The organism is Nocardiopsis coralliicola (genome assembly GCF_054779695.1).
In genome coordinates this window covers 1-26,820 of the sequence record NZ_BAAGXT010000057.1, presented here as the reverse complement: position 1 = coordinate 26,820, position 26,820 = coordinate 1, and the positions used below count along the sequence as shown (strand labels likewise).

At 73.9% G+C, this 26,820-nt stretch carries 20 protein-coding genes and 1 pseudogene; 11 read left to right on the top strand and 10 right to left on the bottom strand.

All coding sequences use genetic code 11. From position 1 onward, the window contains the following. Nucleotides 1-228: 228 nt before the first annotated feature. Nucleotides 229-3,447 (bottom strand): isoleucine--tRNA ligase, encoded by a 3,219-nt coding sequence (ileS, locus tag ACYVGT_RS25520; protein ID WP_460862952.1) that lies wholly within the window; start codon nt 3,445-3,447, stop codon nt 229-231. Between the two features lie 522 nt (nt 3,448-3,969). Between ileS and ACYVGT_RS25515 the strand changes: the two genes are divergently transcribed. From ACYVGT_RS25515 to ACYVGT_RS25495, 5 genes are all read left to right on the top strand, one after another. Next, nucleotides 3,970-4,230, top strand: a complete 261-nt coding sequence (locus tag ACYVGT_RS25515; protein ID WP_460862951.1) for a hypothetical protein — start codon at nt 3,970-3,972, stop codon at nt 4,228-4,230. Nucleotides 4,231-4,567: 337 nt separating this feature from the next. Further along, nucleotides 4,568-4,987: a TraR/DksA family transcriptional regulator gene (locus tag ACYVGT_RS25510; protein ID WP_460862958.1), complete on the top strand. Its 420-nt coding sequence runs from the start codon at nt 4,568-4,570 to the stop codon at nt 4,985-4,987. 101 nt (nt 4,988-5,088) lie between these two features. Next, a complete protein-coding gene (lspA, locus tag ACYVGT_RS25505; protein ID WP_460862950.1) occupies nt 5,089-5,733 on the top strand; it encodes a signal peptidase II in 645 nt (214 codons plus the stop codon). Next, nucleotides 5,730-6,656 carry an RluA family pseudouridine synthase gene (locus tag ACYVGT_RS25500; protein WP_460862949.1) on the top strand — a complete coding sequence of 309 codons (927 nt, stop codon included), beginning with the start codon at nt 5,730-5,732 and terminating at the stop codon, nt 6,654-6,656. The genes lspA and ACYVGT_RS25500 overlap by 4 nt, the downstream gene beginning before the upstream one ends. Before the next feature lie 445 nt (nt 6,657-7,101). Beyond that, entirely contained in the window at nt 7,102-8,016 is a 915-nt protein-coding gene (locus tag ACYVGT_RS25495) for a LysR family transcriptional regulator (protein ID WP_460862948.1), read from the top strand. A gap of 226 nt (nt 8,017-8,242) precedes the next feature. Here ACYVGT_RS25495 and ACYVGT_RS25490 read toward each other — a convergent pair whose 3' ends face one another. From ACYVGT_RS25490 to ACYVGT_RS25470, 5 genes and pseudogenes are all read right to left on the bottom strand, one after another. After that, nucleotides 8,243-9,949 (bottom strand): thiamine pyrophosphate-dependent enzyme, encoded by a 1,707-nt coding sequence (locus tag ACYVGT_RS25490; RefSeq protein ID WP_460862947.1) that lies wholly within the window; start codon nt 9,947-9,949, stop codon nt 8,243-8,245. A gap of 616 nt (nt 9,950-10,565) precedes the next feature. Beyond that, nucleotides 10,566-10,880 carry an AzlD domain-containing protein gene (locus tag ACYVGT_RS25485; protein ID WP_460862946.1) on the bottom strand — a complete coding sequence of 105 codons (315 nt, stop codon included), beginning with the start codon at nt 10,878-10,880 and terminating at the stop codon, nt 10,566-10,568. Next, a complete protein-coding gene (locus tag ACYVGT_RS25480) occupies nt 10,877-11,677 on the bottom strand; it encodes an AzlC family ABC transporter permease (RefSeq protein ID WP_460862945.1) in 801 nt (266 codons plus the stop codon). Before ACYVGT_RS25480 ends, ACYVGT_RS25485 begins: the two co-directional genes overlap by 4 nt. Before the next feature lie 190 nt (nt 11,678-11,867). Further along, a pseudogene (locus ACYVGT_RS25475) lies at nt 11,868-12,584 on the bottom strand (transposase); the annotation flags it as partial. Between the two features lie 291 nt (nt 12,585-12,875). After that, entirely contained in the window at nt 12,876-13,679 is an 804-nt protein-coding gene (locus ACYVGT_RS25470) for an AraC family transcriptional regulator (protein WP_460862944.1), read from the bottom strand. A gap of 111 nt (nt 13,680-13,790) precedes the next feature. On the opposite strand from ACYVGT_RS25470, the gene ACYVGT_RS25465 reads away from it, so the two are divergent. From ACYVGT_RS25465 to ACYVGT_RS25455, 3 genes are all read left to right on the top strand, one after another. Next, nucleotides 13,791-14,258, top strand: a complete 468-nt coding sequence (locus ACYVGT_RS25465; protein ID WP_460862943.1) for a GNAT family N-acetyltransferase — start codon at nt 13,791-13,793, stop codon at nt 14,256-14,258. 227 nt (nt 14,259-14,485) lie between these two features. After that, entirely contained in the window at nt 14,486-15,142 is a 657-nt protein-coding gene (locus ACYVGT_RS25460; RefSeq protein ID WP_460862942.1) for a PaaI family thioesterase, read from the top strand. Between the two features lie 151 nt (nt 15,143-15,293). Next, entirely contained in the window at nt 15,294-17,135 is a 1,842-nt protein-coding gene (locus ACYVGT_RS25455) for an AMP-dependent synthetase/ligase (RefSeq protein WP_460862941.1), read from the top strand. A 93-nt stretch (nt 17,136-17,228) separates the two neighbouring features. On the opposite strand, the gene ACYVGT_RS25450 is transcribed toward ACYVGT_RS25455, so the two are convergent. Next, complete coding sequence (locus ACYVGT_RS25450; RefSeq protein WP_460862940.1) at nt 17,229-17,558, bottom strand: CU044_2847 family protein; 330 nt, start codon at nt 17,556-17,558, stop codon at nt 17,229-17,231. 235 nt (nt 17,559-17,793) lie between these two features. Between ACYVGT_RS25450 and ACYVGT_RS25445 the strand changes: the two genes are divergently transcribed. Continuing rightward, a complete protein-coding gene (locus ACYVGT_RS25445) occupies nt 17,794-18,105 on the top strand; it encodes a DUF397 domain-containing protein (RefSeq protein WP_460862939.1) in 312 nt (103 codons plus the stop codon). 118 nt (nt 18,106-18,223) lie between these two features. Here the strand turns inward: ACYVGT_RS25445 and fxsT are convergent, their stop codons facing one another. Further along, nucleotides 18,224-20,779, bottom strand: a complete 2,556-nt coding sequence (gene fxsT, locus ACYVGT_RS25440) for an FxSxx-COOH system tetratricopeptide repeat protein (RefSeq protein ID WP_460862938.1) — start codon at nt 20,777-20,779, stop codon at nt 18,224-18,226. 706 nt (nt 20,780-21,485) lie between these two features. Here fxsT and dnaE point away from each other — a divergent pair. Beyond that, nucleotides 21,486-25,043 carry a DNA polymerase III subunit alpha gene (gene dnaE / locus ACYVGT_RS25435; protein WP_460862937.1) on the top strand — a complete coding sequence of 1,186 codons (3,558 nt, stop codon included), beginning with the start codon at nt 21,486-21,488 and terminating at the stop codon, nt 25,041-25,043. On the opposite strand, the gene ACYVGT_RS25430 is transcribed toward dnaE, so the two are convergent. Continuing rightward, entirely contained in the window at nt 25,033-25,560 is a 528-nt protein-coding gene (locus ACYVGT_RS25430; protein WP_460862936.1) for a mycothiol transferase, read from the bottom strand. The two genes, dnaE and ACYVGT_RS25430, sit on opposite strands and share 11 nt — an antisense overlap. 102 nt (nt 25,561-25,662) lie before the next feature. Here ACYVGT_RS25430 and ACYVGT_RS25425 point away from each other — a divergent pair, with 102 nt between their 5' ends. Then, nucleotides 25,663-26,361, top strand: a complete 699-nt coding sequence (locus ACYVGT_RS25425) for a hypothetical protein (protein WP_460862935.1) — start codon at nt 25,663-25,665, stop codon at nt 26,359-26,361. Between the two features lie 224 nt (nt 26,362-26,585). Here the strand turns inward: ACYVGT_RS25425 and ACYVGT_RS25420 are convergent. Next, on the bottom strand, nt 26,586-26,820 hold a 235-nt coding region (locus ACYVGT_RS25420), incomplete at its 5' end, for a hypothetical protein (protein ID WP_460862934.1).

Genomic DNA, 26,820 nt, shown 5'->3' with positions numbered 1-26,820 from the left:
CGCCCCGCTGCAGCGGAGCCGGCGGAGCGCCTCCCCTGACCTGCGGCAGCTGGTTGCGCCGCCGCGATCCCGCCTGCCCTCCGGGGACGCCGCCAACCGCGGGGATGCCGTCTGCGGGCCGCGGTACCACCCGGCGGCCCGGCGCCGGCACGGCCGGCCCGGGCGGATCCGCGGGCACGACGGCGGCCCCGCCCCGCGGCAGCGGGGACGGGGCCGCACGGTGCTGCGTCAGGCCTTGCGGATGCGGACCGTGAGGCCGAACTCGTCCGAGGCGACCGTGTACGGTTCGGATCCGCCGGCGAACTCCGCGGCCTCGGTGAAGGAGACCGCGAGGACCTCGCCCGCGATGGCGGTGCCGTGTTCGGCGAGCGCCGCCGCCGTCTCCGCCGACTCCGCCGACCAGACCAGCTCGATCCGGTCGGAGATGTCCAGGCCGCTGCTCTTGCGGGCGTCCTGTACCAGCCGGACCACCTCGCGGGCCAGGCCCGCACGGCGCAGCTCCGGAGTGAGCTCCAGGTCGAGCGCGACCGTCTCGCCGCCTTCGCCGGCGACCGCCCAGCCCTCCCGCGGCTGCTCGCTGACCAGCAGCTCGTCCGCGCTCACCTCCACCGGCTCGCCCTCCACCTGCACCTGCGCCCAGCCGGTGGAGCGGACCGAGGCCACCAGCTCCGCCGCGTCCGCCTCGCCGACTGCTGCGGCGACCAGCGGCGTGCGCTTGGCGAACCGCTTGCCCAGCGCGCGGAAGTTCGGCTTGACCCGGTAGTCCACCAGGTCGCCGCCGACCGCGGCGAGCGGGTCCAGCCCCGCCACGTTCAGCTCCTCGGCCACCTGGCCGCGCAGCTGCTCCGGCAGGTCCGCGAAGCCGGCCGCGCCGACCAGCGCCCGGCCCAGCGGCTGGCGGGTGCGCATCCCCGAGTCCACCCGCGCGGCCCGGCCCAGCTCGACGAGGCGGCGGACCAGCGCCATCTGCTCCGACAGGCGCGCGTCCACCAGGTCGGGGCGGGACTCCGGCCAGTCGGCCAGGTGCACCGACTCCGCGTCGCCCGGCCGGCGCAGCGCCGACCACACGTGGTCGGTGAGGAACGGGATCATCGGCGCCAGCAGCCGCGTCACGGTCGTCAGCGTCTCGTACAGGGTCGCGAACGCCGAGGCGCTCTCCGGCGTCGCCGCACCCGCCCAGAACCGCCGCCGGGACCGGCGGACGTACCAGTTGGACAGGTCGTCCACGAACGCGGTGAGCCGGCGGCCCGCGCCGGTCGTGTCGAAGGACTCCATGGCGGCGTCCACGTCGGCCACCACCTGGTGCAGCTCGGACAGCAGCCAGCGGTCCAGCAGCGGCCGCTCCTCCGGTGCCGGCGCCGGGGTGCCCTCCGGGCTCCAGCCGCCTTGGGCGTTGGCGTAGAGCGTGAAGAAGGAGACGGTGTTGTAGTAGGTCAGCAGGACCTTGCGGACGATCTCCTCGAGCACCGCGTGCCCGACCCGGCGCGCCGCCCACGGCGACCCGCTGGCCAGCATGAACCAGCGCAGCGCGTCCGCGCCGTGCCGGTCCATCACCGGGATCGGCTCCAGGACGTTGCCCAGGTGCTTGCTCATCTTCCGGCCGTCCTCGGCGAGGATGTGGCCGAGGCAGACCACGTTCTCGTAGGAGGAGCGGCCGAACACCAGGGTGCTCACCGCCATCAGCGAGTAGAACCAGCCGCGGGTCTGGTCGATCGCCTCGCAGATGTACTGCGCCGGGAAGCTCTCGGCGAAGACGTCCTCATTGGCGTGCGGCGCACCCCACTGCGCGAACGGCATGGAGCCCGAGTCGAACCAGGCGTCGATCACCTCGGGCACCCGGTGCGCGTCCGCGCCGCACTCCGGGCAGGCGAAGACGACGTCGTCGACGTAGGGCCGGTGCGGGTCCAGGGCGCTCAGGTCCCGGCCGGCCAGCGCGCCCAGCTCCGAGAGCGAGCCGACGACGGTCAGGTGCTCGTCGCTGCAGTGCCACACCGGCAGCGGGGTACCCCAGTAGCGGCTGCGGGAGAGCGCCCAGTCGATGTTGTTGCGCAGCCACTCGCCGTAGCGCCCCTCCTTGACGTTCTCGGGGTACCAGTTGGTGGCGGCGTTCTGCGCGAGCAGCTCGTCCTTGACCGCGGTGGTGCGGATGTACCAGGACGGCAGCGCGTAGTAGAGCAGCGCGGTGTGGCAGCGCCAGCAGTGCGGGTAGCTGTGCTCGTAGTCCTGGCGGCGGAAGAGCAGGCCGCGCGCGTCCAGGTCGGCGACCAGGGCCGCGTCGGCGGTCTTGAAGAACTCCCCGCCCACCAGGGCGAGGTCCTCCTCGAAGGTGCCGTCGGCGCGGACCGGGTTCACCACCGGCAGGTGGTAGGCGCGCGCCACCGCCATGTCGTCGGCGCCGAACGCGGGTGCCTGGTGCACCAGGCCGGTGCCGTCGTCCACGGTGACGTAGTCGGCGAGCACGACGAAGTGCGCCGGCTCGTCGAAGCCGACCAGGTCGAACGGGCGCTGGTAGGACCAGCGCTCCATCTCGGCGCCCTCGAACCGCTCGCCGGTGCGGGTCCAGCCGGAGTCGGCGCCGAACACGGCGTCGAACAGCGGCTCGGCGACGATCAGCCGCTCGGTGCCGTCGGTAGCGACGACGTAGTCGGTGTCCGGGTGCACCGCGACCGCCGTGTTGGAGACCAGGGTCCACGGCGTGGTCGTCCACACCAGCAGCGACGTGGGGCGCTCCGGGGAGGCGAGCGGGCCCGACGTCACCGGGAAGCGGACGTAGACCGAGGGGTCGGTGACCGTCTCATAGCCCTGCGCCAGCTCGTGGTCGGCGAGCGTGGTGCCGCACCGCGGGCAGTACGGGCTGATCCGGTAGTCGCGGACCAGCAGGCCCTTCTCGTAGATGCGCTTGAGCGCCCACCACACCGACTCGACGTAGGCGGGGTCCATGGTGCGGTAGGCGTCGCCCATGTCGACCCAGTAGCCCATGCGCTCGGTCATCTCGGAGAAGGCGTCGACGTGCCGGAGCACCGAGGCGCGGCAGCGCTCGTTGAACTCGGCGACGCCGTACTCCTCGATCTCCTTCTTGCCGCTGAGGCCGAGCTCCTTCTCCACCGCGACCTCGACCGGCAGGCCGTGGCAGTCCCAGCCGGCCTTGCGGTCGACGCGGTAGCCCTTCATGGTCTTGAACCGCGGGAAGACGTCCTTGAAGACGCGGGCCTCCACGTGGTGCACGCCGGGGCGGCCGTTGCCGGTGGGCGGACCCTCGTAGAAGACCCAGCGGGGGCCGTCCTTGGTGCGGTCCAGCGAGCGGTCGAACACCTTCTGCTCCGACCAGCGGGCCAGGACATCGTGCTCCACCGCGGGCAGGTCGATCTGCGCGGGGAGGGCGGGGAAGGGGCGCGGGGATCCGGCGCCGTCCTCGGGCGTTGCGGGCGGTGGTGCTGCGGCTGACACGGGCGGACTGCCTTTCCATCAGGTGCGCGCATCGGGATGCGCGGGTGCTGGCCTGATGGAGGGACGAGGCGGACCCCGCGGTACCACCCTCCTTGGAGGCGCGCACGCCTCCCGCTTCATTGCCGCGGCTGGCGCCGCGGTGCCGGGTCTACTGGGGCGCGGTGCGCCTGTTCTTCCGGCCGCTCCGGGGTGATCTTCACGGCGGCCATGCCCCCGGGCTCGCACCGTCCCCGGGTCGCTGTGGGCTGGGCCCGCCGCTACTCGTCCCCTTCGTCGCGAAGAAGGATCTGCGACGAGGATAGCCCAACGCCGGGGGCGGTGCCGTTGGATTCGGCGGCGGTGTCCCCGGTGCCCGCGGCGGGGCAGGGCGCAGCGCCTCCGCCGCCCGCAGCCGGGGTAGGCGGTGGGTCCCCGGCTGCGCCGCTGCGCCATACTGCCGGGGGAGCAGACCGAAGGCAGAGCCGGGCAGGGGCCGGCCGGGCGCACCGGCGCCGGGCCGCCGCCCGCAGGGAGGGGAGCGGCGTGGCAAGCGCAGCGGAGGGGGCCGTCCTGGTCACCGTGCACGACCGGGAGGACGCCGAAGAGCTGGCTGAGCAGCTCGCTGACCAGGGGTACGCGCCCTGTTCGGTGCACCGCGACGAGCTGGCCGGGGAGGACGACGCCGAGGACGCCGACTGGGTGATCGAGGTGCGCGTCGGGCCGCACGGCGGGCCCGCCGTGTTCGACGAGACCCACCTCGCCCTGCTGGCCGACGACTACGGCGGGTTCGCTGTCGCGCACTGAGGCGGTGCCGGGCCCCGCGGCGTGCGGCCTCCGCGCGGCGGAGCTGCGGTGGTTCCCCCGCGCGGGTCCGGACCGCGCGGTTCCGGCCGCTCCGGGGCGTGCTGCGCCCTCCGCGGCGAATGCCGGGGAGCGGAGGGATGCCGACTTTCCGCCGTGGTCCGTTGATTCGTCCGCGCCGCCTGCCTAAGCTTCGTTGGCACCGTGCGGGGGCGCTCGAAACGGGCGTCGTCGCACGTCGCAAGGGGGACCGGGGGTGCAGTGCGCCCCGTGGGCGAGCGAGGGGGAGTGCCCGATGGTGTCGTCGGCTGCGGTCGGATCCGAGGGAGGCGCGGCGCGCGTGGGCGCGGCGCGGACAGCGGCGGGGGAGGTGCCCCCGGCGCGCACCGGTGAGGAGCCGTGGACGCGCGCGGAACTGGACGAGGTCCGCGCGCAGCTGGAGAACGATGTGGAGCGGCTGCGCAGCCAGGTCGCCGACGCGGCATCGGGCCTGGCCGAGTGGCAGGCCGACGCGGTCTCCAACGCGGGGGACGATTCCACCGATACCGGTGCGAAGGCGTATCAGCGCGAGCATGATCTCGCACTGTCCTACAATACTCGTGACCTGCTGGCGCAGAGCGAGCAGGCGATCGGCCGCCTGGAAGCGGGCACCTACGGGGTGTGCGCCTCATGCGGGCAGGCCATCGGCAAAGCCCGGCTGCAGGCGTATCCGCGGGCACTTCTCTGCGTGGCCTGCAAACAACGCGAGGAGCGTCGCTGACTGACGTAGAGCCCTCCGGGGACCGCAACCGTACCGAGGAGGCCGCCGCGGCGCCGCCGCGGCGCTTCCTTCTCGTCCTGCTCCTGGCCGGTGCCGCGCTGGTGGCCGACTTCATCACCAAGGAGATCGCGCTCGCCCGGTTCACGCCGGGGGTGAGCATCCCGGTCGTGGGCGAACTGCTGCAGTTCACCCTGGTATTCAACCCGGGGGCCGCATTCTCCCTGGGCACCGGGATCACCTGGGTGTTCAGCCTGATCACCATCGGCGTCGCCGTCTACATCCTGGTGATGGCCCGCACGCTGCGCAGCCTGCCGTGGGCCGTGTCGCTGGCCCTGATCCTGGGCGGGGCGCTGGGCAACCTCACCGACCGGATCTTCCGTCCGCCGGGCCCGCTGCACGGCCATGTGGTGGACTGGATCCAGCTGCCGAACTGGCCGGTGTTCAACATCGCCGACTCCTGCCTCGTTGCGGGCAGCGCGCTCGCCGTGCTGCTGGCCTTCCGCGGCGTCAACATCGACGGCACCCGCGAGGGCGACGCCGAGAAGAAGGGCGCCGGGGACGGCGCGGAGGCGGGTGCGTCCGGCGGCCGCAGCGCCGAAGCCGAAGACGCCTCCGGTGCGGAGCCGGACCGGGGGAGCACCGCCGCTGCCGGTGGCGCCGCTGAGCCGGATCCCCCGGCCGCAGGCGGCGCCACGGCGCTTCCGGCCGGCGACGACACCGCACCAGAGGAGGACGGCCGCCGATGAGCGACCTTCGCAGCATGCCGGTGCCCGACGGCCTCGAAGGGGACCGGCTGGACGCCGCCATCGCGCGCATGTTCGGCCTGTCCCGCACCCGCGCCGCCGAGCTGATCGGCGCCGGCGACGTGCGCGTCGACGGCGCACCGGGCGCCAAGTCCGACCGCGTCCAGGCCGGCACCTGGCTGGAGGTGGAGCTTCCTCCGCCGCCGAGCGCCCCGGTGCCGCGCGCCGAGCCGGTGCCGGGCCTGCGCATCGTGCACGAGGACGCCGACATCGTCGTCGTCGACAAGCCGGTCGGCGTGGTGGCCCACCCCACCGTCGGCTGGACCGGGCCGTCGGTGCTGGAGGGCCTGCTCGCCTCCGGCGTGCGGCTGAGCACCAGCGGCGCCGCCGAGCGGCAGGGCATCGTGCACCGGCTGGACGCCAACACCACCGGCCTCATGGTGCTGGCCAAGAGCGAGGCGGCCTACTCGGTACTCAAGCGCGCCTTCAAGGAGCGCACCGTCGACAAGCGCTACCACACGCTGGTGCAGGGCCACCCGGACCCGCTCTGCGGCACCGTGGACGCGCCCATCGACCGGCACCCCAGCGGCGACGGCCGCTTCGCCGTGGTCAGTGGCGGCCGCCCCTCGGTCACCCACTACGACACGCTGGAGGCGTTCCGCGCGGCCAGCCTCCTTGCGATCAAGCTGGAGACCGGGCGGACGCACCAGATCCGCGTGCACATGGCCGCGCTGAAGCACCCGTGCGTCGGCGACCGGCTGTACGGCGCCGACCCCACCCTCGCCGAGCGCCTCGGCGTGCGCCGCCAGTGGCTGCACGCCGTCCAGCTCTCCTTCGACCACCCCACCGAGGGCCGGCCGGTGTCCTTCTCCGCCGACTACCCCGACGACCTCGCCCAGGCGCTCGAGGCACTGCGCGACGACTAGGGCGTGTTGGGTGGGCACCTGTCCTGCTGCGCGTCGCCCTGGCCCGCCCCTCACTGCGTACTCCTCTCCTCGACAGGGAAAACCCGCCCCGACTCCTTCGCCGGCCGTGCGACGGGTGCACCGCCGACACCGATCGCGACGAACGCCGACCACCCACCGCGCCCGCGCGGACCACGTGTTTCAGGCCGGGGGCGGCGCTGCCGCCCCCGGCCCGCTTTGCGCGGCACCCGAGCCCGAAGAAGGCAGCCAGCCGCAACGGCAGGCAAGAGCGGGTTGCGGGGGGTGCGGGGGGTTGTCACCCCGCCCGGAGGCACTGCGCGGGTTGCGGGGGTGCGGGGGGTTGTCACCCCGCCCGGAGGCGCGGGGGCGCCGGTAAGGGGTGCTAATCCGGGATTCGGCAGATCCGCCGCGCTGTTAAGCGGGGCTGATCGCTAGCATGGGGGCCATGCTGAGTGTGGACCGTATGCGCATCCTCCACGCCATCGCCGCCAACGGATCCCTCACCGGCGCCGCCGACGAGCTCCGGGTCACCAACTCCGCGGTGTCCCAGCAGCTGAGCAAGTTGGAGCGGGAGGTCGGCCAGCCGCTTGTCGAGCGCAACGGCCGCGGCATCCGGCTCACCGAAGCGGCGCAGGTCCTGGTCGAGCACACCGCCCGCATCCTCTCCCAGGTCCGCCGTGCCGAAGCCGACCTGGAGGCGCACCGCGGCGCCGTCGTCGGCCGGCTGCGGCTGTCGGCCATCGCCACCGCCTCCCGCGGCCTGCTGCCGCAGGCCCTCGTCGCCCTGCGCGAGCGCCACCCGGGCCTGCACGTCGAGCTGTCCGAGCAGGAACCTGACGAGAGTCTGCCGGCGATGGCGCGCGGCGAGGCCGACCTCGCCGTCGTGGTGGACTGGGCCGGCGCGCCGCTGTCGCTGCCGGCCGGCATGGAGCGGGTGCCGCTGATGCACGACGTCGCCGACATCGCGCTGCCCGCCGGCCACCCGCTGGCCTGCCGGGACATGGTGGCCCTCGACGACGTCGCCGACCTGCCGTGGATCAGCTGGACCCGCGGCGGCGCGTGCGACGAGTGGCTGCAGAAGGCGCTGCGCGAGCGCGGCGCAGAGCCGAGGATCGCGCACGCCGCCGAGGAGCACCAGACGAAGATGGCGCTGGTCGCCGCCGACCTCGGCGCAGCGGTGCTGCCCCGCCTCGGCCGCGGGCCGGTCCCGGACGGCGTCCGCCTCGTCCAGGTGCAGCCCGCCCTGGTCCGCCAGGTCTACGCCTTCTGGCGCGCCGACGCAGCCCGCCGCCCCGCCATCCGCGCCGCCGTCGGCGCCCTCCGCGCGGCCGCCCACGCCCGCACCCCGGCCGGCGCCTGAACTCCGCCCCCTGTTCTGCGGCGCCGGCCCGGTGCCCCCTCCTTGCCGCGGGCGTCGGCGCGGTTGGGCGGGTCCGGGGAGGGGACCGGGCTTCGCCCGAAGCGCCGACCGGCACCGGGCGGCGCGGCCCGGACCATGCCGCGGTGCCGGACCCCGGCAGGGGGCGGCCGGCTGCGCCGGCGCGCCCCTGCAGACCGGACGGCGGCCGGGGCGCCGCCGGCGCGGGTCAGCCGGCCTCGCCGGCCGCGTCGATGAGCCCGGAGAGGGTGGCGGAGGGGCTGATCGCGTCCGGGTCGGTGCGGACGTCGATCAGCGTGGCCACATCGGCGGCTGCGGCCTCGGCAAGGGCCTTGGCAAGGCCGTCGCGGTCGGTGGCGGTGGCGCCGCGGGCGCCGAGCGAGCGGGCGTAGCCGGCCAGGTCGAGCGGGCCGCTGATGCCCACACCCGCCGTCCGGCCCAGCTCCCGCGCCTGGTGCATCGCGATCGTGCCGTACAGGCCGTTCTGGAACACCACGACGATGATGGCGGCGCCGGTCCGCACGGCCGTCTCGATCTCCTGCCCGGTCATCAGTGCTCCGCCGTCGCCGACCGCAGCGACCACCGTGCGGTGCGGCTCCACCAGCTTCGCGGCGACCGCGGCCGGCACCGCGTAGCCCATGGCGCCGCTGGTCGGCGCGAGCTGGGTGCGCGGCTCGGTGTAGCGCCAGCCCCGGTGCAGGAAGGCCGCGAAGTTCCCGGCGTCGTTGGTGACCACGGTGTCGGCGGGCAGCCCGTCGCGCAGCACCTGCACCACGTCCCAGGGGTGCAGCGTGCCCTCGCCCGTGCCGGAGGACGCCGGGCGGGACGGCGGTTCCGCCGTCTCCTCCCAGGCCCGGTGGGCCGGCGCGAAGTCGCGGTAGAGCGCCGCCAGCGGGGAGTCGGCGAGCGCCTGCAGCGCCCGCCGCGCGTCGGCTACCGCGCCCAGCCACACCCCGGCCACCGCACCCACCTGGTCCGGGTCGATGTCGATCTGGGCGACCGGCGAATCGGCGGCGCGCAGCCCCGGTGCGGGCAGCCGGTAGCCCTGCGTCGTGATCTCGCTCAACCGCGAGCCGACGACGAGGACGCAGTCCGACCCCTCCAGCGGCGGCAGCACCTCCGGGGGGCAGCCCAGCCCCAGGTGCCCCAGGTAGAGCGGGTGGTCATTGGGGAAGACGTCCTGGCGCCGCCATGCGGTGTACACACCGGCCTGGAACCGCTCGGCGACCCGGATCAGCTCCTCGCGGGCGCCGCGCGCGCCGCCGCCGGCGATGATGACCGGCCGCTCGGCCTCCACCAGCCGGCGGGCCAGCCGGTCCCGGTCCTCCTCGGCGAGTCCGGGCCGCGGCGGCACCGCACCGGGCAGCAGCTCCGGGGCCGGCACCCGCTGCCCGAAGAGGTCGCCGGGCACCGCGATCATCACCGGTCCGGGCCGCCCCGACGTGGCGATCCGCAGGCCGCGCGCCACGGCCTCCACCAGCCGGTCGGCGCGGGTCACCGTCGTGGACCACTTGGTGATCGGCGCGTAGAACGCCGTCAGGTCGACCTCCTGGAACGCCTCCCGGCCGAGCCGCTCGGTCTCCACCTGGCCGAGGAAGACCAGCATCGGCGTGGAGTCCTGCATCGCCGTGTGCACGGCCACCGCCAGGTTGGCGGCGCCGGGGCCGCGGGTGGCCGCGGCCACCGCCGGCAGGCCGGTGAGCTTGGCCTCCGCTTCGGCCATGAACCCGGCGCCGCTCTCGTGCCGGGTGGAGACCAGCTGGATCTCGCTGCGCCGGTCGACCGCGTCGATCAGCTCCAGGAAGCTCTCCCCGGGCACGGTGTAGAAGCGGCGGATGTGCGCGGCGGCGAGATGGGCGGCGACCGCCTCAGCGGCGGTGGGGACGGGAGCGAGGGGCACGGGAGGTCCTTCCATCGGCGTCGGCTCACGGCAGGTCTAGCCTCTCCCACAGGCGGCCGGTGCGTCACGCCCCACGCGACCCGTTCGCCCCGGGAGGGAGGTGCCGGCCGGCCGTACGCGCCCGAGGTGTGGTGTCGCGAGGCGGGAACAGGCTCGGCGGGTGTTCGGCCGTAGGGGCCGGGTCCGTCTGGGCGGGATCCTCAGCACCGAGCAGACCGGGCGCCCAGTGCTCGCGGCGCAGGCCCCGGCATTGCCGGTGCGCACCCGATCACCCGAGCCGCCGGACGGTCGCGCTCGTAGCGGGCCACCGGCGATCCGATGCGGGTCAAGGCGCGTCGCGGCGGGGCAGGAGGGCCTCCCGGGGAGCCGGTGCAGATCGCAGTCCACACCGGAACCGGAAGGCCCTGGTGCTGTTCACCGCCCTGTCAGGGCGTCGGGTGTCACCGGCGCCCCGGACACCGAACCTCGGGCGTGTGTGGTGGGTGGCGTTCGTCGCGAGCGGTGTCGGCGGTGCACCCGTCGCAAGGCCGACGGATGAGTCAGGGCGGGTTTTTTCCTATGGATTGAGGAGAACGCCGCGAGGGGCGGGCCAGGGCGCCGCGCAGCAGGGCAGGTGTCCACCCAACACGCCCTAGTACCCGAGGGCGCGCAGCCCCGCCGCGGTCACCGCGGCGGCGGCCACCACGGCGAGGAAGGGGGCGCGCAGCAGCAGTGCGGTGACGGCCGCGGCCACACCGCCCAGTCGCGCCGTGTCGGCGGTGAGCGCGGTGCCGCCATCGCTGAAGGTCTGCACAGCCACCAGGGCGGCCAGCAGCGCCACCGGCACGGCGGCGGCGAAGCGCTGCACGGCCGGGGCGTCCAGGAGCCGGCGCGGCGCCGCCAGGCCTGCGAGTTTCAGCAGGTAGCAGCCTGCCGCGGTGATGGCGATCGCCGTCCAGGCCGTCATCGGGTCCCCCGCTCGCCGTTCTCCTGCGCCGTTCCCGGCCGCTCCGTGCCGCCCTCGTCGGGGGTGCCGCCGGGAGAGGGGGCCGGTTGCGCGCCGTCCTCCGGCGCTGCGGGGCGCCGCCGCGGGATCAGCGCCGCCAGCGCGACCAGGCCGGCCACCAGCACGGGAACGCCGGGCGGCAGCACCGGAACGGCAGCGACCGCGGCGATCGCGCCGCCGGCCGCGATGAGCCGGGCCGCCCGCCCCTCGCGCAGCCGCGGCCAGAGCAGCGCCAGGAAGATCGCCGGGCCGACGGCGTCGAGCCCGAGCGCGTCGGTGTCGCCGACGCGTTCGGTGGCGAGCGCGCCGAGCAGGGTCGTGGCGTTCCAGGTGGCGAAGAGGACGGCGTAGGAGACGGCGAAAGCGGTCCGCGCATCGGCGGGGGTGCGCTGCGCGACGGCCACGGCGGTGGTCTCGTCGATGACGCCGTGTGCTGCGATGAGGCGCCGCGCCCCCCGCCAGCCCAGCAGGTCGGACAGGCGCAGTCCGTACAGTGTGTTGCGCGCGCCCAGCAGGAGCGCCCCGAGCGCCCCGGCGAGCAGCTCTCCGCCGCCGGCGATGACGCCGATGAGCGCGAACTGGGAAGCGCCGGTGAAGGCGAGCAGGCTCAGCACACTCGCCTGGGCTGCGGTCAGCCCGGCCGCGACAGCGGCGGTGCCGAACGCCGCGCCGGACAGCCCGACCGCGAGGCCGATCCCCAGCGCGTCCCGGACCGGCGGCGCACTCAGCGCCGCCCGAAGGGAAGGGGTGGTGGTCATGCGGCGACCGTACGGCCCCCGGGGCGCCCGGTCTTGAACGTTCCTGCACGTCCCGCGACCGCCAGCGGTGCCGCCCGCCAGGGGCGCCGCGGCCGGTGCCGCCGTTGCGCCCCTGGCCCGGACCGGCCGGAGCGGGACAGGGCGTGTTCTTTGGGATGGGTGAGGTCGCGGAGCCGCGGAGGGTGGCGACGTGAACGGTTCCGTCGTCGATCGCGGCTGTCGTGTCGTATCTGGTCGCTACCGCCCGGTTCTGCTTGAGCGGGTTGACGGCCCGCTCTGCGGTGGTGCGTCCGCGGTAGGCCTGGTGGTCGAAGGCCGGTGGCCTGCCACCGGCCGGACCGCTGCGTCTGCGGTCGGCCTGCTGGTCGGCGAGCTGGGCGATGGTGGCGGTGATCGCGCGGCGGGACAGGTGGGCGCGAATCGCCGCCGAGGAGTAGGCCTTGTCGCCCAGCAGGCGAGCGGCCGGGTCCGCGGCCGGCCGGTAGTGCGCGGCAACCGCAGCGCGCCCATCAGGGTTCGAACATCGGGGCGTCGCCGCGCTGGCCAGGGCCGGTAAGCACGGCCAAGGGGCGGCGGTGCTGGTCGGCCAGCAGGTAAATCCTGGCAGTCGGTCCGCCGCGGGAGCGCCCGAGCGCTTCGGATCCGTCCGTTTCGTGCCGGGCTGTGTCCCCCCTTTAGCGACTCCGGCGGCGTGCTGGTGGGCCCGCGCGCTGGTGGAGTCCACGCCGGCGATGAGTTCTTCGCCGGTGGCGGCGTCGAAGCGAAGCCGGTCGGCGATGCGCTGCCATGTGCCGTCCAGGCTCCATCGGCGGTGGCGCCCGGCCGCGGTCTCCCAGGGGCCGAAGCGTTCGGGCAGGTCACGCCTTGGGATTCCGGTGCGGGTGCGAAACAGGATCGCGTTGATGACGGAGCGGTGATCGGCCTACCGGCCCTTGTGGGGATCAGTGGGCATGAGCGGAGTGGGCAGGGCCCACTCGGCGTGGGTGAGTTCATGGCGCTTCACCACGTTGACCAAGGCTTCCAGAGCACCCGCCCACCCGGCAGACACTTCAAACCAGGCACTAGGGCGGCAGAGGAGCGGTCCGCGGGGGACCGCACGCCCGGGACTCGGGCGCGATCGCCGGCCGGCGGCGGGCGGCGGCGGTGCAGCCGGCGCGTCTGCCGCTCGTGGCCGGTGGAGGATGCCTGCGCTGGCGGGCTAGCCCGGCGGGCGGGCGGCGCCGCGCTGGAAGGCGCCGGGCGGGACGCCGACGCGGCGTTTGAAGTGGCGGGTGAGGTGGGCCTGGTCGGCGAATCCGACGGAGGCGGCGGTGTCGGCCGGCGGGAGTCCGCCGGCCAGCAGCGAGCGTGCCCGGCGGACGCGCAGGTCGGTCAGGTAGGCGTGCGGCGGCAGGCCGTGCACCGAGCGGAACGCGCGCAGCAGGGCGAACGGTGCGGTGCCGCAGTGGGCGGCGAGTTCCTCCAGCGTCGGCGGGTCGGTGAGCCGGGACTCCAGCAGCTGCCTGGCCTGGGCGACCGCGGCGGGTCCCGCAGCGGCGGTCGGCCGGCCCGAGGGCGCCCGCGCGTGGCGCGCGACGAGGCCGTGCAGCGCTTGCCGGGCCAGTGAGGAGGCGCTCAGCGCGTCCCCGTGCTCGGCGGCGCGGTGCGAGGAGCGCAGCAGCGCGGCCAGCTCGGGGTCGTGCGGCGAGCTGGAGGTGAACAGGACCGGGCCGCGGTGGCCGAGGTCGGCCGCCGCCGCGGTGACCACCGGCTCCTCCGGATACTGCACGCGGTAGCGCCAGCCCTCGGGGACGCCGGCGTTGCCGGTGTGCACGACACCGGGCTCGACCAGCGCGAGCGAATCGGGCCCGCTGCGCTGCAGTGTGCCGCGGTACCGGTACTCCTCCAGGCCCGCGTCGATCACCGCGATCGTGTAGGTGTCGTGGCTGTGCGGCGGGAACGTGTGCCGGACGTAGTGCGCGCGCAGCAGATCCGTCCCGGGGAGTCCGGGGTGACGCCACATGCGCGCACTCTCGCGATCGTCCGGTCCCATACCGCCACCTTAGCCACGCTGAGCAGGGAGGCGCCGCCGCCGGGTGCGCCGGCAGCCCGGGCGGGCGCTAGGGTGCGCGGTATGCAGACGGGAACGCAGGACCGGGTGCCGGCGGTGCAGGTCCGAGCGGCGGTCGGTGAACTCGACCGGGCGGCCGGCTATGTCGTGCGCGGCGCCGTGTTCGTCGCCGAGCAGGGGGTGCCCGCCGCTCTGGAGCCGGACGCCGAAGACCCCGGCGCCGACCACGTCCTGGCCCGGATCGGCGGCGCACCGGCCGGCACCGGCCGCCTCGTCGCTGACGGCGACACCGGCATCCTCGGCCGCTTGGCCGTGCTCCCCGCGGCGCGCGGGGCAGGGCTCGGCGCCCTGCTCGTCGCAGAGCTCGAGGCCATCGCCGCCGAGCGCGGCCTGGCGCGCGTCGAACTCCACTCCCAGCTGCACGCCCGCGGCTTCTACGACCGGCTCGGCTACACCGCGCGGGGCGGCGTCTACACCGAGGCCGGTATCGAGCACATCACCATGGCCAAGGAGCTCGCGCCCCGGGGATGACCCGCTGCCCGCGGAGGTCCGCGCCGGCCGCTGGTGCGCCCGACGCCGTCACCCGGCCCGGCACGGGCCGCGCCTCCGGCCTGCCCTGCCCGTGGCGAGCGTCACCGCGCACCGGGTCGCCCGACTAACTTACCGATCGGTAATATGGCCTGGCGGTCCCGGGTGCCCGGGGCGTCCGACAGTGCGGCCGCCGACCGGCGCCGCCCCGCGAGTGATCGAAGGAAGACATGACGGTCGACACCCCGTCCGCAGACGCGCTCAACCCGGCCGACTACGGCCTTCACGTCGTCGACGAGGCCGACCTTCCGGCGGAGCTCACCGGCCTCGTCGCGCGGGTCCGGTCGCTCGCCGACGCCGCCGCGCACACCCGTGCCGGTGCTGCGGACCTCACCGCGGCCGCCGACGCCCTCGCCAAGGCCGAGGAGATCCTGCGCGACGGCGGCGAGCGCCTGCCCGGCGGCGCCATGCTCCGCACGACCCTGAGTGACGGCAGGGCCGAGCACCAGACCCTCACCAACGGCGTGTCCGGCGCCCTCAGTCCCGTTGCGCCGCCGCTGGTGCTGGCCGGCGGCGCAGACGGCGTGCGCGGCGAGGTCACCATGGGCGGGGTCTACCAGGGCCCGCCCGGGCTGGTCCACGGCGGCTGGCTCGCGGCCCTCCTCGACCAGGCGCTCGGCAGCGCGGCCAGCGCCCAGGGTATGCCCGGCCTCACCGCCAACCTGGACGTCAACTACCGCAACCCCACCCCGCTCGACACGCCGCTGGAGGTGTCGGCGCGGGTCACCAGTACCGAGCGGCGTAAGGTCTTCGTCTCCGGCGAGGTCCGCTGCAACGGCGAGGTCACCGCCGAGGGCACCGCCATCATGGTCCGCCTCGCGCTGTAGCGGGCCGCGCCCCCGGCCGCCGGCCCGAGGCAGGAGCGGGGGGCCCGGCCCCGCCACCCTTCCCCCTGCATGCGGCTGTATGGCCTTTCTCATGGACCGTTTTCGGGGTGTTTGTTCGCTTTTGTGAAGAATCTCAGATAGACACGGAAGCGTGACGCACATCTCCACCCCCGCTGCACGCGAGCCCCGGACGACGGGCGGCCTCGCCGAGATCCTGTTCGAGCGCGCGGAGCACCACCCCGATGCCGCGATGCTCACCCGCAAGGAGACCGCCGCCGACGGCGCCGTCGAATGGCGCGACGCCTCCGCCGCCGCAGTCCGCGACCAGGTCCGCAACGTCGCCAAGGGCCTCATCGCGGCCGGCGTCGGCCCCGGCGACCGGGTCGGACTCCTCTCGGCCAACCGCTACGAGTGGACCATCGCCGACTTCGCGGTGTGGGCCGCCGGCGCCGTATCCGTGCCGATCTACCCGTCCTCCTCCGGCGCACAGATCGCGATGATCCTGAACGACTCCGGCGCTGTCGGGTGCATCGCCGACACCGCGGCCGCGACGGCCGCCGTCGCCGACGTCCGCGGCGAGGTCCCCGGCTTGGCACACCTGTGGACGCTGGACGCGGCCGACGGTGCCCCGGGCGCCCTGGAGGCCCTCGCCGCCGAGGGCGCCGCCGTCGAGGACACCGAGGTCGACCGGCGGCGCGAGGGGGTCGCGCCGGGCGATCCCGCGACGCTCGTCTACACCTCGGGCACCACCGGAGACCCCAAGGGCTGCGTGCTCACCCACGCCAACTTCTTCGCCGAGACCGACGCGGTCACCAGCGCGCTCTCCGTGCTCTTCGAGAAGGACGCGGAGACCGGGGAAGCCCCCTCCACCCTGCTCTTCCTCCCCCTGGCGCACGTCTTCGGCCGCATGGTGCAGGTCGGCGTCATCCACGCCGGCGCCCGCCTGGGGCACGCGGCCAGCGTCGCCGACCTGATCGCCGACCTGGCGACCTTCAAGCCGACCTTCCTGCTCGGCGTGCCCTACGTGCTGGAGAAGATCCACGCCAGCGGGCGCCGCCGCACCCAGGGCCTCACCCGGCGCATCTTCGACGCCGCCACCGACGCCGCGGTCGCCTACTCCACCGCGCTGGACGCTCCCGGCGGACCCGGCCTCGGGCTGCGGCTGCGCCGCAAGCTGTTCGAGCCGCTGGTCTACCGCAAGCTGATGGACGCCCTCGGCGGCCGGTGCACCCGCGTCATCTCCGGCGGCGGCGCGCTCGACGTGCGGCTGCTGCACTTCTACCGCGGCATCGGCCTGGAGGTCTTCGAGGGCTACGGGCTCACCGAGACCACCGCGGCGGTGCTCGCCAACACCCCCGGCCACGTCCGGCCCGGCACCATCGGCGGGCCGCTGCCCGGCGTTGAGGTCAAGCTCGCCGAAGACGGCGAGATCATGCTCAAGGGCGGCCCCGTCTTCGAGCGGTACTGGAACCGGCCCGAGGCGACCGAGGCCGCGTTCACGGACGGCTGGTTCGCCTCCGGCGACCTCGGTACCGACGACGGCGACGGGTTCATCCGGGTGACCGGGCGCAAGAAGGAGATCCTGGTGACGGCCGGCGGCAAGAACGTCGCCCCGGTCCCGATCGAGGAGCGCATCCGCAACCACGCGCTGGTCGACCAGTGCATGCTGATCGGCGACGGCCGCTCCTTCGTCAGCGCCCTGATCACCCTGGACCCGGACGAGTTCGAGCAGTGGAAGGGGCGCGCCGGCAAGTCGGCGGACGCGACCGTCGCCGACCTCGCCGACGACTCGGACCTGCGCGCCGAGGTCCAGATCGCGGTCGACGCCGGCAACAGCGCGGTCTCCCGTGCGGAGTCGGTGCGGGCGTTCACCATCCTGGGCACGCCGTTCGGCGTCGAGGACGAGACGATGACCCCGTCGCTGAAACTCCGCCGCGCCCGCATCATGAAGCGCGACGCCGACCTCATCGAGCGGATGTACACCCACAAGTAGCAGCAGCACCGCAGAGCAGGCGGGGCGCTCCCGAACCAGGGGGCGCCCCCGTGCGCGTTTCGGACCCGGTGAACGGGCGCGCGGGCGTACCGGTCAGGGTTCCGGGACCGGCCGCCAGGTGACGGTGACGGCCAGGGCAGCCTCGCCGGCGCTCTGCGCCAGGTACACGTCGCCGTCGGCGCTGATCCGCACGCCCAGTTCGACGCTGACCGCGTCCGCCCCGGTGGCCGCCGCAGTGCCGCCGAGGCCGCCGACCGCCGCCGCCACCAGCGCCCGGGCCCGCGCCAGCAGCAGTTCAGCGGGCACGTCCGCCTCGCGGACCACGTCGCCTCCGCCGGCGCCGCGCATCCGCGGCGAGCTCCCGGCGGCTTCCACCAGGATCTCGGCCCCGCCCGCAGTGCGGAACCGGACCAGCTCGGCCATTGCGCCCCCAGCATTCCGCGGCTCCGGACCCTGCTCTCCGGCGCTCCGAATGCCATTGCATCGTCACTCGCAACAGCGGAATGCGTAAGGGAAGTGTCCAGGTTCGGACGACATGGAAATGTCATGATGGGGGAGAAAAGGGTGAGAACGGCCGCTTTCGCCGCGGTGGCGTGCGGCCGGTGTCCCCAACGCGGAGTGTCGGGGCGAATCCCCGGCGCAAGGGCGAGAGGTCCCAATGAACGCTGATTCCCCCGGGGTGCACAACGGGTGGAGCGGCCCAACCCACTTCGTCGCTGGCCCCTCACGGTCGGGACGCGAACCTGCCACTGGTGCTGCGGCCGGCGTACAGAGATCCAACCAGGGGCTCTACGACGGGCATGGCTGGCGCACGGCTTCGGCGAGCGACGGAGGGAAAATGGGGTGTGTGGAGGTATCCGCTACTCCCGGCGGTGTCTGTCTCCGCGACTCTCAGAACCGTAGCGGCCCTGAACTGAGATTCGGAAACTCAGACTGGGTAGCCCTCATTGTGTCCGCGCGCGGGGAATGAGGATAAGTGGGCATGGGCTGAGGCGGGAGCGCTCTGGTGCGCTGAGAAAAGGAGCCGGTAGGCACCAGCCTGCGGCCCCGGCGAAGGGGCCGCGAGCCGAAGCCTCGGGCTAGTCGACTCAGAGAAGGTTGATCACCAGGTCGCAGTTGGCGCGGACGTCCCGGGTGGCCGACAGCGCCGCCGGGTGGTCCGGGCCGAAGACCTCGGCGTAGCGGCGTACGACGGCGGCCCGCTGAGCGTCGGTGACATCCTCGCCCAGCGCAGCGCGGTCCTGCAGCAGGTTGCGCTCCGCCGCCAGGGTGAGCGGGTGGTGGTGGCCCACCGCCTCGGTGCTCAGCGGCAGGGTGGCCGCGTCCAGTGCGCGGGCCGCCGCCGGGTCGCCGAGCGCGAACAGGTCACTGGCCAGGTTGATCCGGTTCGCGATCGTGCTCGGATGCTGCTCGGCGAGGGCGGTGTGCACCGGAAGGGCCGCTTCGTCCAGTGCGCGGGCCTCCGCCGGCCGTCCCAGCAGGCGCAGGATCACGGCGTGGTTGACCGACGCGTCCGCGGACAGCGGGTGCTCGGCCCCGTAGGCGGCGCGCAGGGATTCCAATGTGGCCGAGGAGAGCTCCAGCGCCTCCTCGTGGTCGCCCGCGGCGCGCAGCATCACCGAGTGGCACCCCGCGGCCTGCAGGTAGGCGAGGAGGTCCTCGCGGGAGCTCTGCTGGGCGAGGGCGAACACCGCCGTGGAGAGCTCTTTGGCCTCGCTGATCTTGCCGGTGCGGCGCAGCAGCACGGAGTGGATCAGCAGCGCCCCGGTGCGGAACTGGTTGCCTTCGGGGTAGAGCCGGTCGGCGATCGAGCGGAAGTCCTCGAACAGGTCGATCGCCGAGCCGAAGTCGCCCTGCTCCATCAGACCCGTGGCGAGCCCGTATTCGCTGGACAGCGTCTGCGGGTGCTCCGGCCCCAGGATTTCGCTGCGGCGCTCGAAGTTGTACCGGTCCAACGCCGTCGACTCGGCGAACCGGCCCAGCAGCCGGAGCCCCACCGCGTGGATGTGGGCCACCTGCAGGGTCAGCGGGTCGTCCCGGCCGAGCAGCCGCTCGTGGCCCTCCAGCACCTCCGTGCTGACATCCAGCGCCTCGTGGAAGCGGCCCAGGTTGCGCAGCTGGTAGCTGAGTTCCTTGCGGACACTGAGGGTCTCCTCGTCGCCCGGCCCGAACTCGCGGGTGAGCGTGTCGATGACCTCCCGGGTGAGTGAGTGGGCGTCGTGGAACTCGCCCATCGTGTTGAGCAGGTTCGCGTGCATGGCCCGGGCCTGCAGGGTCTGCGGGTGGTCGGCCCCCAGGTGGGAGGTCCAGTGCGTCACCGTGGTCTCGGCGAGCGTGCGCGCCGCCCGAATGCGTCCCCAGACGTGCAGGAAGGTGATCTCGTTCAGGACCAGCAGGCGGCACCAGGAGCTCTCGCAGTCCCACTGCTCGGTCTCCCAGATGTGCGGCAGCAGCTCGGCGTAGCGCGGCCAGTCCGAGACCGACCGGGGGTCGCCCGGGTCGAAGTTGGCGAGCAGCTGGTGGGCGCAGTGCCGGAGTTCGGCGCGGCGCTCGGTGTCCAGCGGCAGTTTCAGCGTCTCCTGCACCAGCTTGTGCAGCTGGAAGCTGGCAGAGCGGTGGTCCATCCGGGCCAGCGCATAGCGGTCGATGGAGCGGAGCACCCGCCCCAGGCGCACCGCCGGGTCGGCCAGGACCGGCTCCAGCTCGCGCGGTGCCTCGATGTTCCGCGCCCCGTTGAAGAGCCGGCGCGGGATCGGCTGGGTCGCCAGGAAGGCGCACACCTGCAGCAGGCGCAGCGCCGCCGGGTCGTTCTCCTCCAGCCGCTCCAGCGAGAGGTTCATCGTCGCACCGACGGTGAGCGGGTAGTCCGGCGTCGCCGACGGTGCGGTGAGCAGCTCCTGGAACCGCTCGTCGAACACGTTCAGCCACTCCTCCGGCGGCATCATCGTCTCGAAGAGCCACACCGCGGTCTGCTCGACGGCCAGCGGCAGGTCGCCGAGGCGGTCGGCGATGAGGTCGGCGTCGGCCTCGCTCAGCTCGGCCGGGCCGCGGCGGCGAAGCAGTTCGATGCTCTCCGCGCGCTCGAACACGTCGACCTCCAGCAGGCTGCCGCCGGCGTTCCGCCACGCCGAGGAGCGCGAGGTGATGAGGACCTGGCCGGTGCCGCCGGAGGGCAGCAGCGGGGCGAGGTCGGCCGGATCGGTGGCGTTGTCGTAGATCAGCAGCCAGTGCCCGTAGGGGGCGCCGGCCTGGAGGGACTCCAGTACGCTGCGGCAGATCGCGCTGGGCTCGCGGTCGGTGTCCAGGCCCAGTCGCGGCGCCAGCTCGATCAGCGCCTGCTGGACCTGGGTGGGCGTGTCGGCCGGGATCCACCACACCAGGTCGTAGGCGCCCTGGTTGCGCCAGGCGTACTCCAGGGCGAGCTGGGTCTTGCCGACCCCGCCCATGCCGCGCAGCGCCTGCGGCAGGATGTGGGTGTCGCCCGCCTCCAGCCGGGTGCCGAGCTCCTTGAGCAGCTCGGAGCGGCCGACAAAGCTCGTATTGCGCTGCGGGACGCGGCCCCACACGTAGGGGCGCGGCCGCGACCGGGGAGGGGCGGGGCGCGTCTCGTCGGGCTCCTGGGCGCCGGAGGCGGGTGCGGTCACGCGGCATCGTCCTTTGCGCGTCGGCCCGCCCGAGACGGCAGGCCGGCGCCGCGCGGGTGCGTGCGCGGAACCGGATGCCGAGTCGGGCTTTCCGGGGGCCGGTGGTGGTTCTCGGGTCTCGGATTCTCGGTGCTGCCGATTGTCCTCCGCGGTTTCCCGCGAAATGAGTCCAGGGACCCGCGGAGAATTCAAACGTACCGAAGAATCCCGGGCCGTCCAACGGCCGCGGCGGAAAGCTCGCCACACCGATTTCTCCAGCCCCGTGCGCCCCGCGGGGAGGGGAGGGCCGCGGCCGGCTCCAGCGCCCAGGATTCCCCCCGGGGTAGAGGCAGGTCGGGTGCATTGGCCAGGGAAAAGGGAGAATGGGACGACTGGGAGTTTCATTCCCTCGCGTCCCTTCTATCACTGGCGCCCTTTTTCCTGATCCGCGCGGTTCCCCGCCTCAGGACGCCCCTTTCCGGTGCGCCCGGGGCGGGGGTGCTGCGCGGAGGGCGCGGGGCGCACCGGCCAGGGGAGCGGCGCCGTGCGCGGGGGCCGGCCGGGGCAGGTGGAGCGGCAGCGGCGCCAGTGGCGCGGACCAGGGGCCGGGAGGAGTGATGCGGGCGACCTCCGGAGGGTCCGCGCGGAGCGTGCCCGCGCCTCCGCGAGCGGCGTAGGCTCGTGAGTCGACCCCAGTCCCGCCGACCCTCACGGAGCACACCGCGCCATGGCCGACTCCTTCGCCCACCTGCACGTGCACACCGAATACTCGATGCTGGACGGGGCCGCGAAGCTGAAGCCCCTGTTCGCCGAGGCAGCCCGGTTGCAGATGCCTGCGGTGGCGATGACCGACCACGGCAACATGTTCGGCGCCTACGAGTTCTGGGATACCTCCCGCGGCTCCGGAGTCAAGCCGATCATCGGCATCGAGGCATACGTCGCGCCGGAATCGCGGTACCACAAGCAGCGCGTCCGCTGGGGGCGCGGCGACTCCGACGAGTCCACCGAGGCCGGCAAGGACGTCTCCGGCGGCGGCCGCTACCTGCACATGACCATGTGGGCGCGGAACGCCACCGGGCTGCGCAACCTGTTCAAGCTCTCCTCGCTCGCCTCCATCGAGGGCTACTACGGCAAGCCCCGGATGGACCTGGAGCTGATGGCGGCCCACTCCGAGGGCATCGTGGTCTCCACCGGCTGCCCCTCCGGCGGCGTCCAGACCCGGCTGCGCCTGGGCCAGGAGAAGGAGGCCGTGGCCTACGCCGCCGGCCTGCAGGACATCTTCGGCCCCGACCACGTCTTCCTGGAGCTCATGGAGCACGGGGTGCCCATCGAGCGCGAGGTCCGCGACGGCCTGCTCCGGGTCGGCAAGGCCCTCGACCTGCGCCCGCTGGTCACCAACGACTCGCACTACGTCACCGAGGACCAGGCCCAGGCGCACGACGCGCTCCTGGCCATCGGCGTCGGCAAGAACCTCGACGACCCCAAGCGGTTCCGGTTCAACGGCTCCGGCTACTACCTGAAGACCGCCGACGAGATGCGCGCCCTGCTCTCCCTCGACGAGTGGGCCCAGGGCTGCAAGAACACCCTCCTCGTCGCCGAGATGGTCGAGGACGGCTGCTACGACGAGGTGTTCGCCTCGCGCGACCTGATGCCGCGCTACGACGTGCCGGAGGGCGAGACGCAGGCCTCCTGGCTGCGCAAGGAGGTGCAGCGGCTGACGCCCGGCCGCTACCCCGATGGCGCGTCCCGGGAGGTCCTCGACCGCGCCGAGTACGAGATCTCGGTCATCGAGGAGATGGGCTTCCCGGCCTACTTCCTGGTCGTCGCCGACATCTGCCAGGAGGCGCGGCGCCGCAGCATCGCACTGGGTCCCGGGCGCGGCTCGGCCGCCGGCTCGCTGATCGCCTACATCCTCGGCATCACCGACCTCGACCCGCTGCAGCACGGGCTGCTCTTCGAGCGGTTCCTCAACCCGCAGCGCGTCACCATGCCCGACATCGACCTCGACTTCGACGAGCGCCGGCGCGGCGAGATGGTCGACTATGTGACCGAGAAGTACGGCGCCGAGGCCACCGCGATGATCAACACCTTCGGCCTGATCAAGGCCAAGGCCGCGGTGAAGGACTCCACCCGCATCCACGGCCTGCCGTTCGCGCTGGGCGACCAGATCACCAAGGCGTTCCCGCCGGCCGCCGGCGGCAAGGAGATCGACCTCGCCGCCATCGACGACGAGTCCAACCCGCGCTACTCCGAAGCCGGTGAGCTCCGCGACCTCATCGGCAAGGACAGCGAGGTCGCCAAGGTCATGAACACCGCGCGCGGCATCGAGGGCCTCACCCGCGGCACCGGCGTGCACGCCGCCGGCGTCATCCTCTCGGCCGAGCCGCTGCTCGACGTGGTCCCGCTGCACCGCCGCGACTCCGACGGCGCCATCATCACCGGTTTCCCGTTCCCGCAGTGCGAGGACATGGGGCTCCTGAAGATGGACTTCCTGGGCCTGCGCAACCTCACGATCATCGACGACGCGATCCAGAACGTGAAGTCCAACGAGGGCATCGACATCGACTGGACGCGGATCGGCGACGACGACAGGGCCACCTACGAGCTGCTGGCCCGCGGCGACACGCTGGGCGTGTTCCAGCTGGACGGCGACGCGATGCGGGCCCTGCTGCGGCGCATGCGGCCGACCGAGTTCAGCGACATCACCGCCGTCAACGCCCTCTACCGGCCCGGCCCGATGGCGGCCAACGCCCACAACGACTACGCCGACCGCTCCAACGAGCGCCAGGAGATCACCCCGATCCACCCGGAGCTCAAGGAGGCGCTCGACCCGATCCTGTCCGAGACCTACCACCTGCTCGTCTACCAGGAGCAGATCATGGCCATCGCCCAGCAGCTGGCCGGCTACAGCCTGGGCGGCGCGGACCTGATGCGGCGCGCGATGGGCAAGAAGAAGAAGGAGGTGCTGGAGAAGGAGTTCGGCACCTTCCAGGCCGGGATGTTCGAGCGCGGCTTCTCCGAGGAGGCCGTCAACACGCTCTGGGACGTCATGCTGCCCTTCTCCGGGTACGCGTTCAACAAGTCCCACGCCGCCGGCTACGCCATCCTCTCCTTCCGGACCGCCTACCTGAAGGCCAACCACCCCGCCTCCTACATGGCGGCGCTGCTCACCTCGGTGGCCGACAACAAGGACAAGATGGCGGTCTACCTGTCGGAGTGCCGCAAGATGGGCATCAAGGTGCTGCCGCCCGACGTCAACGACTCGGGCCTGCGCTTCTCCGCGGTCGGCTCCGACGTCCGGTTCGGCCTGGGCGCGGTCCGCAACGTCGGCGCCAACGTCGTCGAGTCGATCGTGGACACCCGCAAGGGCAAGGGCGCCTACACCTCCTTCACCGAGTTCCTCACCAAGTCCGAGCTGACCGTGCTGAACAAGCGCGTCGTCGAGTCGCTGGTCAAGGCAGGCGCGTTCGACTCGCTCGGCCAGCCGCGGATGGACCTGCACCTCCACCACGAGCAGGCGGTGGACGGCCTGATCCCGGCCAAGAAGCAGGAGGCGCACGGCCAGTTCGACCTGTTCGGCGGCGGCGAGGAGGATGCCGACGCGGCGCCGGTGGGCCTCGACATCAACTGGACCGGCAAGGAGTGGGACCGCAAGACCAAGCTCGCCCACGAGCGGGAGATGCTCGGGCTGTACGTCTCGTCGCACCCGCTGGCCGGCGCCGAGCGGATCCTGGCCCGCAACCGCGACACCCAGATCCTGGAGGTGCTCGGCGGCGAGCGGCGGGACCGCTCCGAGGTCCAGATCGCCGGCCTCATCTCGGCGGTGGAGAAGCGCGTCTCCAAGCAGTCCGGCAACCTGTGGGCCAAGGTCACCGTGGAGGACATGGACGCCCAGGTGGAGTGCCTGTTCTTCGCCGAGTCCTACACGCTCTACGCGGACTACCTGGCCGAGGACACCGCCGTCTCCATCAAGGGGCGGGTGAAGGAGCGCGAGGGCGAGTACTCCATCCAGGCGTTCGACCTCACCCTGCTCGACATCGCGCACGTCACCGACGGCCCGCCGCCGGTGCTGCTGACCATGGACCACGCCCGGGTGGACGGAGAGCTGGTCGAGGAGCTCAAGCGGATCCTCGCCTCGCACAAGGGAGAGACCCCGGTCACCGTGCGGGTCGACCACCCGCTGCGGTCGCGCGTGTACGACCTGCCGGGCTACCCGGTGGAGATGTCGCCCGCCTTCGCCGGCGACGTCAAGTCCCTGCTCGGCGGGGCCGCGCTCACCTACTGACCGCTGCGCCGCGCGCGGCGGGCCCGGCGGCCCCCGCGCGCGAGCGCCGCTCCTCCAGCCGGCCGGCGGAGAGCGCGGTCTCCTCCAGCACGTGCAGCAGGACCCAGCGCAGTGACACCCGCCCCGCCGGCCCGGTGCGGCGGGCGGCGCTGCGCTGCTCCAGCCGCGCGGCGATCCGGCGGGACCGCGCGCACTGTGCGTCATAGGCCGCCAGCGCGGCGCCGATGCGCCCGCCGGCGGGCGCGCAGCAGCCCGTGCCGCCGCCCGCGTCGGCCACGCGGCCGCCGCCCGGCTTCGGTGCGACGGGCGGGCGGTCCCGGGCACCGGCCATGACCGCCTCGAACCAGTGGTGTTCGATGCGGGTGAGGCGTTCGAGTTCGGCGGCCGCGCCCAGCCGCGCACCGACGGCGCGGACGTGGGCCCGGCGCCGGTCCAGGTAAGCGGCGAGCATGGTCGCCTCGTCGGCGGCGCCGGCGGGTTGCGGGCCCGGGGCTGCCGCGCTCTGCGCGGTGCACATGCCGCAATTCTCACGGCGCGCCCGGGGGACCACCACCGGTTTTTCCGCGCGCTGCTGCGGATAGATTCGGGGAAGCCGGACGGGAGCGAGGTGGCGGCGCAGATGGGGCGCAGCAGGACGGCCGCGGCAGCAGCGGTCTTCGGGGCGGTGGCGGTCCTGGGCGTGCCCGCGGGCGTCGCCTGGTGGGTGCTGGCCCCGCGCACGGAGGTGACCGTGATCGCCGGCGGGCAGGTGGTGCCGTTCCCCGTCACCGAGGCGACCTTCGCCATGCAGGGCACCTACGCCCTGATCGCCGCCGCGGCGGGCATGCTCACCGGCTACTGCGCCTATCTCGTCCAGTACCGGCTGGCGCGCTCGGCGGCGCGGCAGTACCCCGGCGGACCGGTGCCGGACATGCGGCTGGCCTGCCTCACCGGGCTCGTCCTCGGCGCGATCGCGGGCGCACTCCTGGCGTGGGGGACCGGGAGCGTCCTGGAGGGCGGGTCCTTCGAGCGAGCCGTCGCAGCCGCCGACCCGGGCGACACCGTCACCGACCGCCTCCACCTGGACGCCCTCGGCGCCCTCGTGGTCTGGCCCTTCGTCGCCGTCCTGCAGTACGGCCTGTTCGACGCGGTCAGCCTCTGGCGCCGGGACACCCCCACCGACCAGCTCCAGGCCGCGGTCCACCCGCACACCCCAGGCCCGGCCCCTTCCGCGGAGCCCGACACGGTTTCCCCGGGCCCGGCCCCCCTCCCCGGCACCGATCCCGCGCCGCACACTGGCACCGGCGACAGCCCGCCGCCGAGCGGCACCACCCGCTAGTCCCCCGTCCGTCCGGTGGCGTCGGCGGGCCCCGGGCGCGCCGAGCGCTGCGGCCTCGGAGGGCGCGGGCCGTCCGCCTCTCCCCAGCGCCGCCTGACCCGGAACCCGCGGCCGGTGCCGCCCCCCGCTCCGGGCAGCGCCCGGCCCTCCGGCAGGGCGGCCGCCGCGGTGGAGTGCGTACCGTGCATCCCCCGGTCGGGGGAGCGGCCTCGGGGGAGCCCGGTTCAGTTCTGGTGCCGGTGCCGGTCGCGGGGGGAGGAGGTGCCGGAGGGGCCGGGGCCGGTGTCGGCGGGGAGGTCGCGGCCGAGGCCGCGCTCGGGCCGGCCGACGCGGCGGCCGCAGGCAGCGGCGAAGGCGCAGAGGAGGGCTCGCTCCGGGGGACCCCAGCTGCCGCGGGCGGCGGCGCGGCGCAGGCCGTGCAGGACGCGGAGAGCGGCGGAGCGCAGCGCGGCGTCGGCG

Bases quoted from the DNA above. Each gene is read 5' to 3' on its own strand.
- ACYVGT_RS25445 (WP_460862939.1), top strand. From the start codon at position 17,794: ATGAACGCTGATTCCCCCGGGGTGCACAACGGGTGGAGCGGCCCAACC.
- ACYVGT_RS25485 (WP_460862946.1), bottom strand. From the start codon at position 10,880: ATGACGGCCTGGACGGCGATCGCCATCACCGCGGCAGGCTGCTACCTG.
- ACYVGT_RS25450 (WP_460862940.1), bottom strand. From the start codon at position 17,558: ATGGCCGAGCTGGTCCGGTTCCGCACTGCGGGCGGGGCCGAGATCCTG.
- dnaE (WP_460862937.1), top strand. From the start codon at position 21,486: ATGGCCGACTCCTTCGCCCACCTGCACGTGCACACCGAATACTCGATG.
- ACYVGT_RS25430 (WP_460862936.1), bottom strand. From the start codon at position 25,560: ATGTGCACCGCGCAGAGCGCGGCAGCCCCGGGCCCGCAACCCGCCGGC.
- ACYVGT_RS25495 (WP_460862948.1), top strand. From the start codon at position 7,102: ATGCTGAGTGTGGACCGTATGCGCATCCTCCACGCCATCGCCGCCAAC.
- ACYVGT_RS25465 (WP_460862943.1), top strand. From the start codon at position 13,791: ATGCAGACGGGAACGCAGGACCGGGTGCCGGCGGTGCAGGTCCGAGCG.
- ACYVGT_RS25460 (WP_460862942.1), top strand. From the start codon at position 14,486: ATGACGGTCGACACCCCGTCCGCAGACGCGCTCAACCCGGCCGACTAC.
- ACYVGT_RS25490 (WP_460862947.1), bottom strand. From the start codon at position 9,949: ATGGAAGGACCTCCCGTGCCCCTCGCTCCCGTCCCCACCGCCGCTGAG.
- ACYVGT_RS25470 (WP_460862944.1), bottom strand. From the start codon at position 13,679: ATGTGGCGTCACCCCGGACTCCCCGGGACGGATCTGCTGCGCGCGCAC.
- ACYVGT_RS25500 (WP_460862949.1), top strand. From the start codon at position 5,730: ATGAGCGACCTTCGCAGCATGCCGGTGCCCGACGGCCTCGAAGGGGAC.
- ACYVGT_RS25425 (WP_460862935.1), top strand. From the start codon at position 25,663: ATGGGGCGCAGCAGGACGGCCGCGGCAGCAGCGGTCTTCGGGGCGGTG.
- ACYVGT_RS25480 (WP_460862945.1), bottom strand. From the start codon at position 11,677: ATGACCACCACCCCTTCCCTTCGGGCGGCGCTGAGTGCGCCGCCGGTC.